A 17,219-nucleotide genomic window follows, 5' to 3' on the forward strand; every position below is an offset into this window, starting at 1 on the left:
CGTCCCCCGCCGGCCCGCTCAGCCGACCACCGACCGGACGTCCCACAGCCAGACGTCGTCTACCCGGCGGGGCGGCCCGAGCAGCTCGGTGACCAGCGCGCGCAGCTCGTCCTGCCGGGGATGCGCGCCGAGCACCACCACGGACGCCCGCCAGTAGCGCAGGTCCTCGACGGCCTGCGCGCGCTGCTCCGGCCCGACGGCCGGCTGATCGCCACCGTCGGCCACCCGGTAGATCAGCCCGGTGGTGGGGCGTGGTGCCACGCCGAAGATGCCCTCGCCCTCGGGTCCCGGGCCGATGAAGTAGCCGCCGGGGACCGGGAACTCGTGTCGGGTGAGCGCGCTCCACCGCAGGCTGGTGAGGCCCTGCACGTTGTTCGGCAGCGGCACCGGCACCAGGCTCCGACCCTCGGGGACGTACGGCCGCCAGCCGCCCGAGGTGATGAAGTGCGGCGGCGGGTCGATGTGCTTGGCCGGCAGCGGCTCCGGGAACAGCGGCAGCAGCGCCACCGCGATCGCCGCGTACCCGGCCAGCCGGAACCACCGACCGACCCGGCCGGACTCGTCGCCGGCCCGGTCGGGTTCCAGGTCGCGGCCGTCGCTCGCCCGGCTGTCGTCGCTCGCCCGGCTGTCGTCGCTCACCGGGCCACGTCCGGCGGCGAGCTGGTCCCAGGCCAGGGCGATCAGCACCCCCACGGCGGCGACCAGCACCAGGCTCAGCCGGGTGGGCATCATCATCTCCACCAGCGGCAGATCGTCCGGCAGGTAGTGCCACACGCCGTACAGGCCGGTGTCCTGTGCGTTCAGCCGCACGGACGGACCGAGCGACAGCACGCCGAACACCACGATCAGCACCGTGGCGATCCGGGCGGGCACCGACCGCCGCCACAGCATCGGGATGGCGACCAGGATCAGCAGCACCAGTGGCCAGCCGAGCCAGGTGTTCTGCTCGGTGACGCCGATGGTCTCCTCCACCGCCGGCGTGCCGGCGACGGTGTCCCGGGCGAAGGTGACGAACGCCGCCAGATCCTCGCCCCAGTTGTGGAACACCCCGCCCTGCAGGCCGCGGTAGGACTGCGGGCCGTTGAACTGGAACCACAGTGGATAGGCGGCCAGCAGCAGGGTGAGTCCGGCACCGAGGCCGAGGCTCCCCGCGGCGGGCAGCAGCCGGGCCCGAAGGTCCCGTGGCCGCTGCACCGCGTACGCGATGACGATCACCGCGCAGGCGAGCGCGGTGAGCAGCAACATCTCCTCGTTTATGAAGATCTGGTACGTCACGAGAAGGCCGAGGGTCAGTCCGTCTCGCCGCCACCGCCGGCCGGGTCGACCCAGCCTCAGCACCTGGCCCACGATCAGCGGCAGCAGGAAGTTCGAGGCGAAGTTGGGCTGGCCGTTGGCGTGGTGCACGATGCCGGGCGCGAAGCCGAGGAAGCCACCGGCCAGGGCCGCCGCGGCCCGTGACCGGACCAGGCCCCGGCGCAGCACCCAGTACGCCGTCGCGGCCGTGCCGGACAGCGCCAGACCCAGGTAGAGCGCGTACGCCACCTGCGGGCCGAACAGCATGGTGATCGGCGACATGGGCAGCGTGACGCCGAGCAGCGACGTGTTCGCCATCAGGTTGACGCCGTCGGGAAAGTTCTGCCGGTCGGAGAACAGCGGGTTCTCCAGGTGCCGCACCGAGTAGGCGCCGTGCGAGAACAGCCACTCGAACCAGCTGTGGTCGGTGGGCAGGTGGGAGGAGACCCGTTGGTTCACGTCCACCCAGTAGCTGGCGCAGACGAGGACACCGAGCACGGCGTACGCTCCGATGACCAGCAGATCGACGCGGGTGGGCGTACGGCGTCGCGCCGGCGCCGACCCACCGGGTCCGGTGGGTCCGGCGGACGGGTCGTCCACGACCGAGACAGGCACGACGCGACATCGTACAGGCGAGTGGACCGGTGCGGTCCGGGCCGGGCATGTCGGCGGCTTCGGCGGTCCACCGCGCCGCTCGGCCTGGAGGCGCCGGCGGTACGTGACGGAGGTGACCGGGGTGGCCGTCATCGAGCTGGGCGACCGAACCGGTCCGGCGGTCGACGACGACTCCGGTCGTCGTGGTCCGCCGGCCCGGCGGCCGGTGCTGCTCGCCGGCGTGCTGGTGCTGCTGCTGGTCGGCCTCACCGGTGGCGCACCGCTGGCCCGGCCGCTGCCGGAGGCGATCCTGTCGGCACGGCTCGGCACACAGGTGATCATCGCCGATGACCGGTTGTACCTGGCCGACCCGATCACGAACGACCCGACGATCGTCCGGGTGCCGGAGATCGCCGTGCACGCCCTGCCGGACGGCCGGCCACTCGGCCGGACGCGGCTGTCGGTGCCGTTCGACCGGCCCACGCAGTTCCTCGACCGGGTGGGTGACATCCTGCTGTTCACCTCCTGGCAGTCCAATCCGCAACAGGTGGCGGCGGTGCGCGGGTCGACCGGCGCGACGCGCTGGCAGCGGATCGCCCGGTTCGAGGGGATCACCGCGGCCGGAGACGCGCTCCTCGGCTCGCCGCTCAGCCCGCCCGGGTCGCCGTCGGAAGCGGATCCGCTGCGGTACGGGGAGAACCTGCGCGCCGTCGACCCGGTCACCGGCAACGAGCGCTGGTTGATCGAGTACCCGCCGGGGACGGTGCGGGGAGCGCGGGTGGACCGGGACACCGGTCGCGTCTCGCTGCTTGCCGACCTGCTGCCGGCGGGTCGCCTGCGGCTGCTCGACCCGTCGACCGGCCGGGTGATCCGGACCGTGGATCTGTCGGCGCGGACCGACCCGGCCGGGTCCGCGCCGCCCGTGCCGGTGGCGCTCCGCATGATCGACGACCTCGTGCTGATCGACCGGGACGACGGAGAACTCGTCGCGTACGAGGTCGATCGGCTGAACCGGCGCTGGAGCGTGCCCGCGCCGATCGACCGGGCGTCGCTCGGCGACGCCTGCGTCACGGTGCTCTGCCGCAGCGGTCCCCGAGGCGGCACCGACGTGCTGGATCCGGCCACCGGTCGCGTGTTGTGGCGCAGCGGCCGGTGGAATGTCTACGCCGAGCACGCCGGCCGGCTGGTCGCCGCCGCGGACGACGAGGGGCGGTGGGACTTCTCGCCGGTGGGCATCCTGGATCCGCGGACCGGCCGGCTGCTGGCCGACCTCGGGCCCTGGTGGGTGATGGGACCGGTGCGTGACGGGGAGCCCGTGTACGGGCTGCGCTTCGGCCGGGACGGGCGGGCGTTGGTGGCGGAGCTGCTGCCGGCGCGGGGGTCGGTCCGGGTGCTGGGCGGAATCCGGGACGTCTCGGGTGACTGCCGGTCCCGGGACAGGGTGCTGATCTGCCGCCGCGTCGACGGCCGACTCGCCATCTGGAACCTGGCGAGGTGAGGAACGGACCCATCTCATCGTCTCCGGTGCGGAACAGCTCCTCGTCCGCGCTGGTCGTGGCGGTCACTGGCCCGCCCCGGCTAGCTTGACGGGCAACGGACGGAAGCGGGAGGTCGCGGTGCGGATACTTGTGGTCGAGGACGAGCGGGCCCTGGCCGACGCGATCGCGCGCGGGTTACGTCGGCAGGGCATGGCAGTGGATGTCGCGTACGACGGCCTGACGGGCCACGAGATGGCCTTCGTCACCCGGTACGACGTGGTGGTCCTGGACCGGGACCTGCCCGGCATGCACGGCGACGAGATCTGTGCCGAGCTGGTCCGCTCGGGCGCGCTGACCCGGGTGCTGATGCTCACCGCGAGCGGCACGGTGGCCGACCGGGTGGAGGGCCTGCAGCTCGGCGCCGACGACTACCTGCCCAAGCCGTTCGCGTTCGACGAACTGGTGGCGCGGGTGCAGGCGCTCGGCCGGCGGGCCACTCCCGCCGCCCCGCCGGTGCTCACCGTCGCCGACCTGGTGGTCGAGCCGGCGAAGCGATTGGCCAGCCGGGGTGGCTCGCCGGTCGACCTGACCCGCAAGGAGTTCGGCGTCCTGGAGGAACTGCTCAAGGCGCGCGGCGCGGTGGTTTCCAGCGAGGAGTTGCTGGAACGGGTCTGGGACGCGAACGCGGATCCGTTCACCACCACGGTCCGGGTGACGGTGCGGACGCTGCGCATGAAGCTCGGCGACCCGCCGCTCATCGAGACGGTTGTCGGCGCCGGCTACCGGGTGCCCGATCCGGTCCGGGAAGAGGCCGGGGCATGACGGTGTACGCCCGGGGCGGCCGTCCCCGGTTGCGCCCCACGTTGCGGCTGCGGCTGACCCTGCTGAACGGGGTGTTGCTGGTGGGTGCCGGCACGATCCTGATCGTGCTGGCCTGGTTGTTGCTCGCCGACGCGCTCCGCCCGGCGGATCTGCTCGCGCCGGGCACGGAGGTGGTGCTGCGGGACGGCCGGACACTGGACGCCGCGCAATGGGAGCAGCAGGCGGTCTCCGCCGCCTCCCGGGAGTTGGTGACCAAGGGCCTGGTGGCGCTGCTCGCGGTGAGCGTCGTCGGGGTGGCCGGCGCCTACGCGGTGGCCGGCCGCACCCTGCGTCCGCTGCGCCAGGTCACGCTGACTGCCCGACGGCTCGGCGAGGCGACCCTCGACCAGCGGATCCGTTACTCGGGGGCGGACGACGAGGTGGCCGAGCTGGCCGGGACGTTCGACGCGATGCTGGACCGGATCGCCGGCGCCTTCGAGGCGCAGAAGCGGTTTGTCGCCAACGCCTCGCACGAACTGCGCACGCCGCTCGCCGTGATGCGGACCGAGATCGACGTGACGATGGCCGACGACGAGGCGGACGTCGCCGAGTTCCGGCGGATGGCCACCGTGGTCCGGGACGCCTCGGAGCGGGCGAACGGCCTGGTCGACGCGCTGCTGGTGCTGGCGCGCAGCGAGGCCCAGGCGGGCCGGCGGCTGGCTCGCAAGGTGCCGACCGACCTGGCGGACGGGGCCGGCATGGCACTGGCGGCGGTGCGCGGCGAGGCGGACCGGCTGTCGGTGCGGGTGGAGACGGATCTGGCGCCGGCTCCGGTGGTCGGGGATCCGGGCCTGCTGGAACGGCTGGCCGGCAACCTCGTGGAGAACGCGGTGCGGTACAACCACGGTCACGGTCGATTGTGGATCCGCACCGGTGCGGACGCCGAGCAGGCGTGGCTTGTCGTCGGCAACACCGGCTTCGAGGTCGACCAGGCGGACGTGCCGGGTCTGTTCGAGCCCTTCCGCCGTGGCGGCCGGGAGCGGACCGGCGCCCGCGGCTCCGGGCTCGGGCTGTCCATCGTCCGCGCGGTCTGCGCGGCGCACGGCGGGACCGTCCGGGCTACCGCGCAGCCCGGTGGCGGCCTGGAGGTGACGGTGCGGTTGCCCGCGGCTGGCACCACCCCGGTCGCAGCCGGGACGGCCACGGTGGGGCGCCCGACCGTCGCCGCACCGGCGGACTGACCGGGCCGCCGGCGCCGATCGGAGTCGGGCTCCCGCTCGGGTACGCCGTCAGGCCGCCAGTTCGGGTACGCGGGCCTGCCGCCGAACCGCCCGAAGGCGGGAGAGGGTGATGCCGAGTTCCTGCGCCAGGTCGGCTTCCGTGAGGTCGGGTCGGTCCGCCTCGATCTGGGCGGCGAGTGCGGCTGTCTCGGCGACCGGCCGGCGCGGCCGGGAGGGCTTCGCCGGGACCTGCCCGCCGGAACGGGCGCGGGTCGCGGCGGGTTCGGCGCCGGCTGTGGCGGGTTCGGCACGGGCCGTGGCTCGCGTGGCGGTGGGTCTGGCGCCGGTCGCGCCGGCCGTGGTTTGCGGCGTGGCGGGTTTGGCGCCGGTCGCGACGGCAGTGGCTCGCGTCGCGGCGGCCTTGACCCGGGGTCCGGCCCCGTTCGTGGCGGTGGGCGCGGGTGGCCGTTCCGCCTCCGTCACGGGCGACCGCTCCGTCTCCAGCCGGGTGGCGCGTTCCGTCTCCGCGGCGGAGATTCGGCCCCCCAGTTCGACAAGGCAGATGCTGGCCACCACGATGAGGCCGTCGACCGATAGCGGCAACAGGTATGGGGACGCGCCCGTCTCGCCGTACCGTGCGGCTACCCCGACCATGTGCCAGTAGGAGACCCAGGCGGCGATGCCGGCGATGATCGCGGTGGCCGCGAAGCGGGCGAACGCCAGGACCCGGCGGTGCACCGGCACCCGCGAGATCAGCTCCACGGTGAGCAGCAGGGCGAGTGGCGGCCACGCGGCGATGGCCTGGCTGATCGGGTTCTCCTGGGCGTGCAGGATGTTGGCGGTCACCGAGGCGGCGACGCCAAGCGCCAGCGTGGCCCGGACCGCCCAGCGGACGCGGCGAAGCTGAGGGAGGGGCACCTGCTGCTCCTTCTGTCGTACCGTCCTTCCGGTCCCACACGTCGACCCAGCGGCACCGGGACGAGGCGGCGGAAACCCTACCAGTTCGCCGTCGCCAAGTCCGTTGCTCAGCTGGCGGCCTCGTGAGAGGGTGTTGATCGTCAGCCCGACGAGGAGGGGAGGTGCGGTTGTGAGCTGTCATTTCCTCGCCGCGCCTCGGCCCGTCCGCCGCTGACCCTCGGGTTCGAGGCGCGCTCGTCCATCCATCATGGAGGATTCGCGTGACATCCCTGATCGAGAACATCCACTTCGACTGCGCGGACACGTACGAGCAGGCCAGGTTCTGGTCCGAGGTGCTCGACCGGCCGATGCACCCGGAGGACTTTCCCGGCGACCCGGAGGCGATCCTGCCGCCGCCGGACGGGGTCGGTCCGACGGTGTTCTTCAGCCAGGTGCCGGAGGGCAAGACGGTGAAGAACCGCCTGCACCTGTGCCTGCGGCCGGCTGACCGGACCCGGGACGAGGAGATCGAGCGGTTGCTCGGCCTCGGTGCCACCGAGGTCGCCGACCGGCGCAAGCCGGACGGCGCGGGCTGGATGGTGCTCGCCGATCCCGAGGGCAACGAGTTCTGCGTGCTGCGCAGCGCGGCCGAACGGACCGCCCAGCGGACGGCGGAGGAGCCGGCGGGCGCCTGAGTCGGAAATGCGGGTGGGGCGCCGGCCAGCCGGCCGACGCCCCACCTTTCCGTCGGTCAGGAGCGCTTCTCGATCTCGCCACGGATCTGCACGAACTCGGTCGCGGCCTGGTCCGCGGTCTTACCGTAGGTGACGACCATGCCGGAGCTGCCGGCGTCCGCCCAGATGCACACGCCGAGCTGGATGCCCTCGAGCTTGGAGTCCCCACACTTGGCCACACCGCCGAGCGGGCCCGGATCGACCGACTTCACGTCGGTGATGGCCATGCCCTGCGTGCCGGCGTCCTCGATGTCGCGTTCCACCTGCTTGTCCGGGTCGGGCACCCGGCCGGACACGGCGGCGATCATGAGCAGGTTCTCTTCCTCAGGGTCACCGTAGAAGGCGGCGACGGTGCCGGTGGCCCCGGTAACGTCCTTGTTGATCGAGGCTTCCGTGTCCTGCGCGGCCTTGACCAGGTCCGGGTCGGTGGACTTCGGGCGGCCCGCCAGGGTGTCCGGAGCCGTGACGGTCGTCTTCGCCGCCTCGACCACGTTCTCCACATCGTCCTTGACGGCGAAGTAGATCGCCGCGCCGCCGCCTCCGCAGACGACGAGCAGCCCGATCAGCACGAAGAGCACGATCTTGCCGGCCTTCGACTTCTTCTTCGGCTGCTCGGGGGCGCCGGGCCCACCGCCGGGAGCGCCAGTCCCCCCGGGGCCGGGCGGGCCGTAGGCCGGGCCCGCGTTCCCGTACGACTGAGCCGGGTCTCCGGGCCGCTGGTCGCCGCCGTACGGCTGGCCGTCAGGTCCGGCGCCGTACGGCTGGTTGCCGCCGCCGTACTGGGGGCCACCCTGCTGTGGTGCGCCGCCGTACGGCTGGTTGCCGCCACCGTACTGCGGGCCACCCCCGTACTGGTCGGATGGGTATTGCGGCGGCTGGTACGGCCCGCCCTGGGGCTGACCCGATGAGGGTGGGTAGGGCGGCTGCGTCATGGCACTCTCCACGGCTAGGTGTCGACCGGTCGGACAGGCTGGGTGTCGACCGGGCGATAATAGTGAGCCGTGGTGGCAGGTGCAGTCCCGGACCGCGTTGGCCGTTGCGATGTGGCAAGGGTCTCGGTTCGATGTTCCCCGAATCCGGTCAAAACCGCCTCCAACAGCGGTCGGGCGTGCAGCACCTGACCGGCTCGGATCGCCGTGTGCCACACCGGTTCGAACTTCTTCCACCCGCCCGCGTACGCCAGATGCCTCAGCCGCCCGCGCGTGGTGTCCTTCGTGGCTGCCCCGCGCCAGATCGACGACCATCGGTAGAAGTCGCGGTAGGCGCGGCGGTATCCGTCGGCGAGCTGGCGTTCGGTGAGCCGGCGTGGCCGGTAGACAACCTGCCGGGTGTCGTACCGGTCCCAGTCCCGGTGCAGCAGCCGATCCTGTCGTGCCATCCGGTCGTACAGCGCGGTCCCCGGGTACGGGGTGAGGATGTGGAACGTCGCGGTCTCCACACCGTGCCGGACCGCCCAGTCGACGGTCCGGTCGAACACGTCGGGTCCGTCGTCGTCGAGGCCGAAGACAAAGCTGCCGTTCACCATGACGCCGTTGTCGTGCAGTCGGCGTACCACCGCCGCGTAGTCCCGGCCGATGTTCTGCCGCTTGCGGGTGGCCGCCAGGTTGCCGTCGTTCACCGTCTCGAACCCGACGAACAGGCTGCGCAGCCCGGCGGACACCGCCAGTTCCAGCAGACCGGGGGCGAGAACGGTGTCGACCGTGCCGGCGGCCTGCCACAACCGGCCCATGCCGCGCATGCCGTCGAAGAGCGCGGTGGCGAACCGCCGGTTGCCGAACAGGTGGTCGTCCAGGAAGTAGAGATGGCGTCCGGGGAGCCGGTCGATCTCGGCGAGTGCGGCGTCCACCGCCTGGGTGTAGAACGACTTCCCGCCGGCGAAGAACGCGTCCTTGTAGCAGAAGTCGCAGTGGTGCGGGCAACCCCGGGACACCACGATCGAGTTCGGCACCAGGTACCGGTGCCGGGCGATCAGATCCCGCCGGACCGGCGGTAGCCCGGTGAGGGTGCGGGCGGTCGAGACGTACCGCGCGGCCGGCGCGCCGCGCCGCAGGTCGGCCAGGAACGCGGGCCAGGTGTCCTCGCCGGGGCCGAGGAAGACGGTGTCGGCGTGCGCGGCGGCCTCGTCGGGCAGCGCCGTGACGTGCAGCCCGCCGAGCACCACGTACGCTCCGCGCGCCCGGTAGTGGTCGGCGATGGCGTACGACCGGCGGGCCGAGGTGATGTACGCCTGGATGACCACCAGGTCGGGGACCGGGTCGTCGTCCAGCCGGAGCCGTTCGACGTGCTCGTCGACCAGACTGACCTCGGCGTCGGCCGGCAGGTAACCGGCCAGCGTGGCGAGCCCCAGCGGCGGGAACAGCGAGTACTTGATCGGCCGGAAGAACGGGCTGGTGGCCTCGGTGAGGGCCGGCAGGATCAGCTTGACACGCATACCGGCGACGCTAGGGCGCGAATGTGCGGATCAGGTGTGGACGCCGGGGAGAACCGGTGCCGGTCAGCGGGGCGGACCGGTGCCCGGTCCGGCCCGAGGACCGGTGTCGCGAACCTGTCGATCCGGCCGGGTCCCGATCGTGTAGTGGCCGGGCGGGCGGCACCGGGCCGGCCGCCGGGACGGGAGGACGTGCCGCGATGCGGAAGTTGGCCATCATCGAGTTCCTCACCCTCGACGGGGTGATGCAGGGGCTGGGGTCACCGGACGAGGACCGGGAGGGCGGGTTCGAGCACGGCGGCTGGGGCGCGCCGTACTTTGATGAGATCCAGGGGAAGGCGGCGGTCGACGGACTGGCGTCGACGTCGGCGTACCTGTTCGGCCGGAAGACGTACGAGAAGATGGTCGGTTACTGGCCCAGCCAGCCCGACGAGAACCCGATTGCCCGGCATCTCAACGCGACGCCGAAGTACGTCGCCAGCCGGACCCTGTCCGCCGTGGACTGGTCGAACGCCCAGGTGCTCGACGGCGAGCTGGTCCCGGCCGTCGAGGACCTGAAGTCGCGGGGAGACGGCGAGATCGCCGTGCTGGGCAGCGGTTTGCTGGCCCAGGACCTCATGGTCAACGACCTCGTGGACGAGTACCAGCTGTTCCTGCACCCGCTGCTGCTGGGCGGTGGCAAGCGGCTGTTCCGGGAACTGCCCGAGCCGGTCCGGTTGCGGCTTGTCGAGTGCACGCCGACCAGCACCGGTGTGCTGATGCTGACGTACGCCCGGGAGTAGGGCCCGCGGGACGTTCGAGCGCCCGGCGGCGGCCGACCGGGCGCCTCCGCCGTGGCGCCGTGGTTCCATCGCCCGATGGACGACCCCCGCACCGCTGGTGAAGGGGCAGCGCTGGCAGACGGTGTCCTACGTCCAGCGCCGGTCGACGGACTGACGGGCTGACCGGTCGAGGCCGGTCAGCCCGTCAGAATCGCTCAGGTGAGCACTCAGCCGCGCAGGCTGGCCACGCCGGGCGGCAGGAACCGCCGGCCGGTCACCCGCTCGGAGGTGCCGGTCCGGTCCAGGTACGGCGTGACGCCGCCCAGGTGGAACGGCCAGCCGGCGCCGAGGATCATGCACAGGTCGATGTCCTGCGCCTCTGCGACGACGCCGTCTTCCAGCATCAGCCGGACCTCCTGCGCCAGCGCGTCGAGGGCACGCTGACGGACCTGCTCGCCGGTCAGCGGCTGGTCACCCACCTCCAGCAGCTTCGCGACCTCGGGGTTCACCTCGTCGTCGACCACGATCGGCTGACCCGACTCGGCGATCCGGCGCAGGTTCTCGCTGACCCCGAACCGGTCCGGGAACGCGGCGTGCAGCGTCCCGCCGACGTGGTGCGCGACGGCCGGGCCGACCAGCTGGAGCAGGGCCAGCGGGCGCATCGGCAGACCCAGCGGGTCCAGCGCGCTGTTCGCGACGTCCAGCGGGGTGCCGGCGTCCACGGCCGCGAAGATCTCCCCGAGGAACCGGGTGAGCAGCCGGTTGACCACGAACGCCGGCGCATCCTTCACCAGCACGGACGACTTCTTGAGCTGCTTGCCGACGGCGAACGCGGTGGCCAGCGTGGCGTCGTCGGTCCGCTCGCCCCGGACGATCTCCAGCAGCGGCATCATCGCGACCGGGTTGAAGAAGTGGAAACCGACCACCCGTTCGGGGTGGGTCAGGTCGGCGGCCATCTCGGTCACCGACAGCGACGAGGTGTTGGTGGCGAGCACCGCCTCCGGCTTGACGATCTGCTCCAGCTCCGCCCAGACCTGCTTCTTGACCTTGAGGTCCTCGAAGACGGCCTCGATGACGAAGTCGGCGTCGGCGAACACGCCCTTGTCGACCGACCCGGTCACCAGTCCGTACAGCTTGGCGGCCGTGCCCTTGTCCATCCGGCCCTTGCTTACCGACTTCTCGATCTGCTCGTGCACGTACGCCACGCCCTTGTCCACCCGGGCCTGGTCGAGGTCGGTCATCACGACCGGCACCTGGAGCCGGCGGGCGAACAGCAGCGCGAGCTGGCTGGCCATCAGGCCGGCGCCGACGATGCCGACCTTGGTGACGTCGCGGGCCAGTCCCTTGTCGGGCGCCCCGGCGGGCCGCTTGGCCCGCCGCTGCACCAGGTCGAAGGCGTACAGGCCGCTGCGCAACTCCTCGCTGAACACCAGATCGGCGAGCGCCTCGTCCTCCGCGGCGGTGCCGGCGGCGAAGTCGGCGTCCTTCGCCGTCTCCAGCAGATCCAGCGCCTTGTACGCGGCCGGCACGGCGCCGTGCAGCCGCTGGTCGAGGGTGGCCCGGGCGAAGTAGAGCACCCCGGCCCACATGTCCTTGTCGACCTCGGGCCGGGTGACGGTGACCTCGCCACGAACCACCCCGGCGGCCCATTCGAGGGACCGCTCCAGGAAGTCGGCCGGCTCCAGCAGCACGTCGGCGATGCCCATCTCGGCGGCCTGCTTCGCCTTGAGCATCTTGTTCTGCATCAGCGGGTTCTGGATGATCACCTGGGTGGCGGCCGGGATGCCGATCAGGTTCGGCAGCAGTTGGGTGCCGCCCCAGCCGGGGACCAGGCCGAGCGAGACCTCGGGCAGGGCGAGCGCCGCCGCGCCGCCGGACAGGGTCCGGTAGTGGCAGTGCAGCGCCAGTTCCAGCCCGCCACCCATGGCCGCGCCGTTGACGAACGCGAAGGTGGGCACCGGGCTGTCCTTGAGGCGGGCGAAAACCCGGTGACCGAGCCGGCCGATCTCCAGTGCCTGGTCGCGGTCCGCGAGCTGCGGCAGGCCCAGGATGTCGGCGCCCACGCAGAAGATGTACGGCTTACCGGTGACTGCGATGAACGCCGGGTCCGCCGCCAGCGCCTCGGTGATCGCCTCGTCGAGGCTGGTCAGGCCGGCCGGGCCGAAGGTGTTGGGCTTGGTGTGGTCGAAGCCGTTGTCCAGCGTGATGAGGGCGGCCGGTCGGTCCAGGCCGGGCACGGTCACCTGGCGCAGCAGCGCCTTCGTGACCACCTCGTTCGGTGCCGCGAGGCTCACCGTGTCTCCTCCGTTCGCGACTGCGGGGCTCGCAAGATCACTCCTCGCGCTCACTTGTCTCGACCCTCCGTCCAGTGCGGGTTCTCCCAGATGACCGTGCCGCCCATGCCGATGCCGATGCACATGGCGGTGACGCCGTACCGGACCTCGGGGTGCTCGGCGAACTGCCGGGCGAGCTGGGTCATCAGCCGGACGCCGGAGGAGGCGAGCGGGTGCCCGACGGCGATGGCGCCGCCCCACGGGTTGACCCGCGGGTCGTCGTCGGCGATGCCGAAGTGGTCGAGGAAGGCGAGGACCTGGACGGCGAACGCCTCGTTCAGCTCGAACAGCCCGATGTCCTCGATCGACAGGCCGGCGATCCGCAGCGCCTTCTCCGTCGACGGGATCGGACCGACGCCCATCACCTCGGGCTCGACACCGACGAAGCCGTACGACACCAGCCGCATGGCGACCGGCAGTCCCAGCTCGCGGGCGGTGTCCTCGGCGGCCAGCAGGCCGGCGGTGGCGCCGTCGTTGAGGCCGGCCGCGTTGCCCGCGGTGACCTTGCCGTGCGGCCGGAACGGGGTCTTGAGGGTGCCCAGCTTCTCCATCGAGGTGTCCCGCGGGGCCTCGTCGGTGGTGGCCAGGCCCCAACCGGTCTCCGGGTCGCGCACGGCGACCGGCACCAGGTCGGGCTGGAGCTTGCCGTTGGCGTACGCCTTCGCGGTCTTCTGCTGGGAGGCCAGCGCGAACGCGTCGGCGCGCTGCTTGGTGACGTGCGGCACCCGGTCGTGCAGGTTCTCCGCGGTCGCCCCCATCACCAGCGCGGAGGGGTCCACCAGCTTTTCGGCGAGGATCCGCGGGTTGGGGTCGACACCCTCGCCCATCGGGTGCCGGCCCATGTGCTCGACGCCACCGGCGATGGCCACGTCGTAGGCGCCCATGGCGATCCCGCCGGCCACCGTCGTGACGGCGGTCATCGCGCCGGCACACATCCGGTCGATGGCGTATCCCGGCACGGTCTTGGGCAGACCGGACAGCAGGGCGGCGGTGCGGCCGATGGTCAGGCCCTGGTCACCGATCTGGGTGGTGGCGGCGATGGCGACCTCTTCCACCCGCTCCGGCGGCAACTGCGGGTTGCGCCGCAGCAGTTCCCGGATGCACCGGACGACCAGGTCGTCGGCGCGGGTGTTGGCGTACATGCCGCCCGCCTTGCCGAACGGGGTGCGGACACCGTCGACGAAGACGACATCCCTGACTTCACGGGGCACTGTTGAGCCTCCTTGCCGGGCGTGAGCTGTCCCCCGAATGCTACTCGCCGGTAACTATCTGGGGTGCCGGCTGCCGTGTGGTCCGGACCACACTCGGGGTGGTCCGGTACGTTGAGCCGGACGCGAAATTTCCCCGGAGGTGGGCGTGAAGGTTCTGGTGGCCGGCGGCGCCGGCTTCATCGGCAGTACGGTGTCCTCCGCGTGCCTGGACGACGGTATCGAGCCGGTGATCCTGGACAACCTGAGCACCGGCCGGCCGGAATTCACCCGGGACCGGATCTTCTACCACGGTGATCTCGCCGATGGGCCGCTGCTCGACCGGATCTTCGCCGACCACCCCGACATCATGGCCGTGGTGCACGCCGCCGCCCTCATCGTGGTGCCCGATTCGGTGGCCCGGCCACTGCACTACTACCGGGAGAACGTCGCCAAGTCGATCGACTTCGTCGAGCACGTGCTGCGCAACGGCTGCCACCGGTACCTGTTCAGCTCGTCGGCGGCGATCTACGCACCGGCCGCCGACGGCAGCGTTGACGAGGACTCGCCGATCGAGCCGACCAGCCCGTACGCGCGTACCAAGGCGATGCTGGAACAGATCCTTGCCGACGTCGCGGTCGCCACCCCGCTGCGCGCGCTGTCGCTGCGCTACTTCAACCCGATCGGGGCCGACCCGGCGCTGCGTACGGGCCAACATCTGCGTCGGCCCACACACGCCCTCGGGAAGATGATCAGCGCGTACACCGAGGACGAGGAGTTCCTGGTCACCGGGGTCGACTGGCCCACCCGGGACGGCTCCGGCATCCGCGACTACATCCACGTGTGGGACCTGGCCCGGGCGCATGTGCACGCGTTGCGCCGGTTCGACGACATCCTGCCGCCCGCCGGAGCGTCCTCCGCCGATGCCGCCGATGCCGCCGATGCCGCCATGTGCCGGGGTGGCACCCTGGCCATCAACCTCGGCACCGGCGACGGCACCACGGTACGTGAACTGGTCGCGGCCTTCCGGACGGTGGCGGATCGGCCGTTGCGGGTCCGGGAAACCGGTCCGCGACCGGGCGACCAGGCAGGTTCCTTCACCAGGATCAGCCGGGCCCGGCGACTACTCGACTGGAAGCCCGAACTGAGCGTCACCGACGGCATCCGCGACTCGCTGCGGTGGGCCGGGCTGCGGGACGACCGCCTCACCGACTGAATCGGTTCGGACCGAGCGCCACTTCTCGTGGCTGACCTACTCGCCGCCCAGAAGCCTCAGGCCGTGATGCGTGGCGAAGTCTTCGTAGTCCTTGAAATTCAAGGTGGCCAGGGGCAGGTCGTATGTGAGGCAGCATGCGGCGATCCACATGTCGTTGGTCGGGCGGGGACGCCCTCGCTGGGCTGCGGCGGCCGATAGGCGTCCCCATGTCGCTGCCACAGCCTCGTCGCCGGGCAGGACGGGAATGTTGGACAGCCAGTCTGCCAACTCCTGGCGGCTGCGGATTCCCCAATGGCGGATTTCGGCCCACTTCATGAGTTCGCCGAAGGTGATGAAGGTGATCAATGGACGACGTCCGATGAGGCGGGTCGCGACCGGTCCCTGAAGCTTTCTCTTGTGACTGAGCGATGCGACATCGGTGTCCAGAATGACGGGTTGCACGTGAGGCGCCTATCAGGCGACGTCGCGTTGACGCTCGTCATGGGTGAACGCGAGGAACTCGGCCAACTCCTCGTCAGAGCCGAACGTGTCGGCGGTGAGATCGTCCAGCGAACGAATTGGCTGGACACCTCGAGCCGCCAGCAGGTCTTCGACCGACGGTGGTGATCGGAAAGGCAGATAAGACGCGGAATGAGGCTCAGGGGCAGTCACGGCAGTCTCCAACGGCGTGGTGATAAGGACAGCCTTAGCATATTGCCGCTATCGCTGATCATGGTATTCCGGCGTGGCCGTGTCGCGCGACGGCCACCTCAGTCGGTGCTCGCCAGGGCCTCGGCCAACCCGGCCGCGATCAGGCCCAACTGCCACTCCCGGGCCCCGAAACCACGCAGGATTTCGGCGACCACCTTCTCGGTGATCTCCTCGGGTGGTGTCCAGGCCAGCCGGCGTACCGAGTCGGGGCTGATCAGGTTCTCCGGGGGGAGGGTGTGCTCGGCGGCGAGCCTGGTGACGACCGCGCGGCAGCGGGCCAGCCGGGCCGCCGCCACCGGATCCCGCTCGGCCCATCGGTGCGGGGGCGGCGGACCCTCCACCACCGGCGTCACGGGCAGCGCGTCGTCAGACAGTTGTCGCGCCGTCGCGAGCGCGTCCAACCAGGTGCGCGCCAACCGCCGCACCGATCGGCCCCCGAAGCCCGGCAGCGTGAGCAGGGTCCGTTCGTCCTGTGGGTCGGTCTCGGCGGCCGCGATGATCGCGGCGTCCGGCAGCACCCGACCCGGCGCCGAGTCCCGTCGGGCGGCGATGGCGTCCCGGGCGTACCAGAGGGACCGGACCCGGGCCTGGGCGCGTGCGCCGCGGACCCGGTGGATCCCGGAGGTGCGCCGCCACGGGTCGGGACGCTGCCGCGGCGGCCGGGCGCCCCACAGCACCAGCGCGGCGAACTCCTCGGCCGCCCACCCGTCCTTGCCCTGCCGGTTCAACTCGGCGGCGAGCACGTCGCGCAGATCGGTGAGCATCTCGACGTCGAGGGCGGCGTAGGTCAACCACGACTCGGGCAGCGGGCGGGTGGACCAGTCAGCCGCCGAGTGGTGCTTTTCGAGGCTGTAGCCGAGCAACTGCTCGGTCAGCGCGGCCAGGCCGACCCGCTCATAGCCGGCCAACCTGGCGGCCAGTTCCGTGTCGAACAGCCGGCGCGGTCGTAACCCGATCTCGGCGAGGCAGGGCAGGTCCTGGCTGGCCGCGTGCAGCACCCACTCGGCCGATCCGATCGCCTCGTCCAAGGTGTGTAGGTCGTCCAGCGGCACGGGGTCGATGAGCGCGGTACCGGCCCCGGCCCGGCGCAGCTGCACGAGATAGGCCCGCTGGCTGTAGCGGTAGCCGGAGGCCCGCTCGGCGTCGATGGCCACCGGACCGTCGCCCGCGGCGAATCGCGAGACGAGGTCGGACAATTCGTCGACGGTGGTCACCGGCCGGGGAACACCGTCTCGAGGGGCGAGCAGCGGTACGGGTCCCGCGGGCGCCGGTTCGGGGCTCGCCGTGGACTCCGGCATGGACGCCGGTGCGGGGTACGGCTCGTCCCCTGCTCGGCCGTGCGCGGCCCGACGGCGCAGGGGGGGTTCGTCGGTCACCTGACAACCCTAGTCGGCTGGCCACCTTCGCCTCACGCAGCGTCCTCCGGCGCGTCGGCTGGCGTCAACCGGCACCCGTGTGCTGGCGGAGGCAACCGTTAGGCGGAGGGTGACTGGGCCGATGGCCGGTATCGCGCCGTGCGAAGATTCGGACGACCAGGCGGACAGCGGACCGGCAGGCCGGTGCCGCCTGGCCGTGCGGCCCCTCCCT

The 17,219-nt window shown here is 71.8% G+C and carries 15 protein-coding genes; 6 read left to right on the forward strand and 9 right to left on the reverse strand.

What is annotated here, in order from left to right; genetic code table 11:
* Positions 1-18 precede the first annotated feature (18 nt).
* Positions 19-1,908, reverse strand: coding sequence for a hypothetical protein (locus tag ACFQUZ_RS04040; RefSeq protein WP_377437684.1), 1,890 nt, complete (start codon positions 1,906-1,908; stop codon positions 19-21).
* A gap of 103 nt (positions 1,909-2,011) precedes the next feature.
* Here ACFQUZ_RS04040 and ACFQUZ_RS04045 point away from each other — a divergent pair, with 103 nt between their 5' ends.
* From ACFQUZ_RS04045 to ACFQUZ_RS04055, 3 genes are all read left to right on the forward strand, one after another.
* Positions 2,012-3,385, forward strand: coding sequence for a PQQ-binding-like beta-propeller repeat protein (locus ACFQUZ_RS04045; protein ID WP_377437687.1), 1,374 nt, complete (start codon positions 2,012-2,014; stop codon positions 3,383-3,385).
* Between the two features lie 118 nt (positions 3,386-3,503).
* Positions 3,504-4,187: a response regulator gene (locus tag ACFQUZ_RS04050; RefSeq protein ID WP_377437689.1), complete on the forward strand. Its 684-nt coding sequence runs from the start codon at positions 3,504-3,506 to the stop codon at positions 4,185-4,187.
* Positions 4,184-5,407 (forward strand): sensor histidine kinase, encoded by a 1,224-nt coding sequence (locus ACFQUZ_RS04055; RefSeq protein WP_377437691.1) that lies wholly within the window; start codon positions 4,184-4,186, stop codon positions 5,405-5,407. Before ACFQUZ_RS04050 ends, ACFQUZ_RS04055 begins: the two co-directional genes overlap by 4 nt.
* A gap of 48 nt (positions 5,408-5,455) precedes the next feature.
* Here ACFQUZ_RS04055 and ACFQUZ_RS04060 read toward each other — a convergent pair whose 3' ends face one another.
* Entirely contained in the window at positions 5,456-6,304 is an 849-nt protein-coding gene (locus tag ACFQUZ_RS04060) for a DUF2637 domain-containing protein (protein WP_377437693.1), read from the reverse strand.
* Positions 6,305-6,564: 260 nt separating this feature from the next.
* On the opposite strand from ACFQUZ_RS04060, the gene ACFQUZ_RS04065 reads away from it, so the two are divergent.
* A complete protein-coding gene (locus ACFQUZ_RS04065) occupies positions 6,565-6,978 on the forward strand; it encodes a VOC family protein (protein WP_377437695.1) in 414 nt (137 codons plus the stop codon).
* Between the two features lie 56 nt (positions 6,979-7,034).
* Here ACFQUZ_RS04065 and ACFQUZ_RS04070 read toward each other — a convergent pair whose 3' ends face one another.
* Together ACFQUZ_RS04070 and ACFQUZ_RS04075 are read right to left on the reverse strand one after the other, a co-directional pair.
* Positions 7,035-7,949 (reverse strand): hypothetical protein, encoded by a 915-nt coding sequence (locus ACFQUZ_RS04070; protein ID WP_377437697.1) that lies wholly within the window; start codon positions 7,947-7,949, stop codon positions 7,035-7,037.
* 14 nt (positions 7,950-7,963) lie between these two features.
* Positions 7,964-9,448: a B12-binding domain-containing radical SAM protein gene (locus tag ACFQUZ_RS04075; RefSeq protein ID WP_377437699.1), complete on the reverse strand. Its 1,485-nt coding sequence runs from the start codon at positions 9,446-9,448 to the stop codon at positions 7,964-7,966.
* 197 nt (positions 9,449-9,645) lie between these two features.
* Between ACFQUZ_RS04075 and ACFQUZ_RS04080 the strand changes: the two genes are divergently transcribed.
* On the forward strand, positions 9,646-10,227 hold the full coding sequence (locus ACFQUZ_RS04080) for a dihydrofolate reductase family protein (RefSeq protein ID WP_377437701.1): 582 nt from the start codon (positions 9,646-9,648) through the stop codon (positions 10,225-10,227).
* 206 nt (positions 10,228-10,433) lie between these two features.
* On the opposite strand, the gene ACFQUZ_RS04085 is transcribed toward ACFQUZ_RS04080, so the two are convergent.
* Positions 10,434-12,500, reverse strand: a complete 2,067-nt coding sequence (locus ACFQUZ_RS04085; RefSeq protein WP_377437703.1) for a 3-hydroxyacyl-CoA dehydrogenase NAD-binding domain-containing protein — start codon at positions 12,498-12,500, stop codon at positions 10,434-10,436.
* 50 nt (positions 12,501-12,550) lie between these two features.
* Positions 12,551-13,750 (reverse strand): thiolase family protein, encoded by a 1,200-nt coding sequence (locus ACFQUZ_RS04090; protein WP_377437705.1) that lies wholly within the window; start codon positions 13,748-13,750, stop codon positions 12,551-12,553.
* A 145-nt stretch (positions 13,751-13,895) separates the two neighbouring features.
* On the opposite strand from ACFQUZ_RS04090, the gene ACFQUZ_RS04095 reads away from it, so the two are divergent.
* Positions 13,896-14,942: an NAD-dependent epimerase/dehydratase family protein gene (locus ACFQUZ_RS04095; RefSeq protein WP_377437707.1), complete on the forward strand. Its 1,047-nt coding sequence runs from the start codon at positions 13,896-13,898 to the stop codon at positions 14,940-14,942.
* Between the two features lie 36 nt (positions 14,943-14,978).
* Here the strand turns inward: ACFQUZ_RS04095 and ACFQUZ_RS04100 are convergent, their stop codons facing one another.
* The 3 genes from ACFQUZ_RS04100 to ACFQUZ_RS04110 all read right to left on the reverse strand — a co-directional run bounded on the left by ACFQUZ_RS04100 (position 14,979) and on the right by ACFQUZ_RS04110 (position 17,008).
* Positions 14,979-15,383 carry a type II toxin-antitoxin system VapC family toxin gene (locus ACFQUZ_RS04100; RefSeq protein ID WP_377437709.1) on the reverse strand — a complete coding sequence of 135 codons (405 nt, stop codon included), beginning with the start codon at positions 15,381-15,383 and terminating at the stop codon, positions 14,979-14,981.
* Between the two features lie 12 nt (positions 15,384-15,395).
* Positions 15,396-15,593, reverse strand: coding sequence for a hypothetical protein (locus ACFQUZ_RS04105; RefSeq protein ID WP_377437712.1), 198 nt, complete (start codon positions 15,591-15,593; stop codon positions 15,396-15,398).
* Positions 15,594-15,691: 98 nt separating this feature from the next.
* The gene (locus ACFQUZ_RS04110; protein ID WP_377437714.1) at positions 15,692-17,008 is read right to left on the reverse strand and encodes an HRDC domain-containing protein; all 1,317 of its coding nucleotides are present in this window, start codon (positions 17,006-17,008) and stop codon (positions 15,692-15,694) included.
* Positions 17,009-17,219: the final 211 nt, after the last annotated feature.

Origin of the sequence: Plantactinospora sp. GCM10030261 (genome assembly GCF_042666615.1) — a bacterium.
In the GTDB taxonomy this organism is placed as follows: Bacteria; Actinomycetota; Actinomycetes; order Mycobacteriales; family Micromonosporaceae; genus KBS50.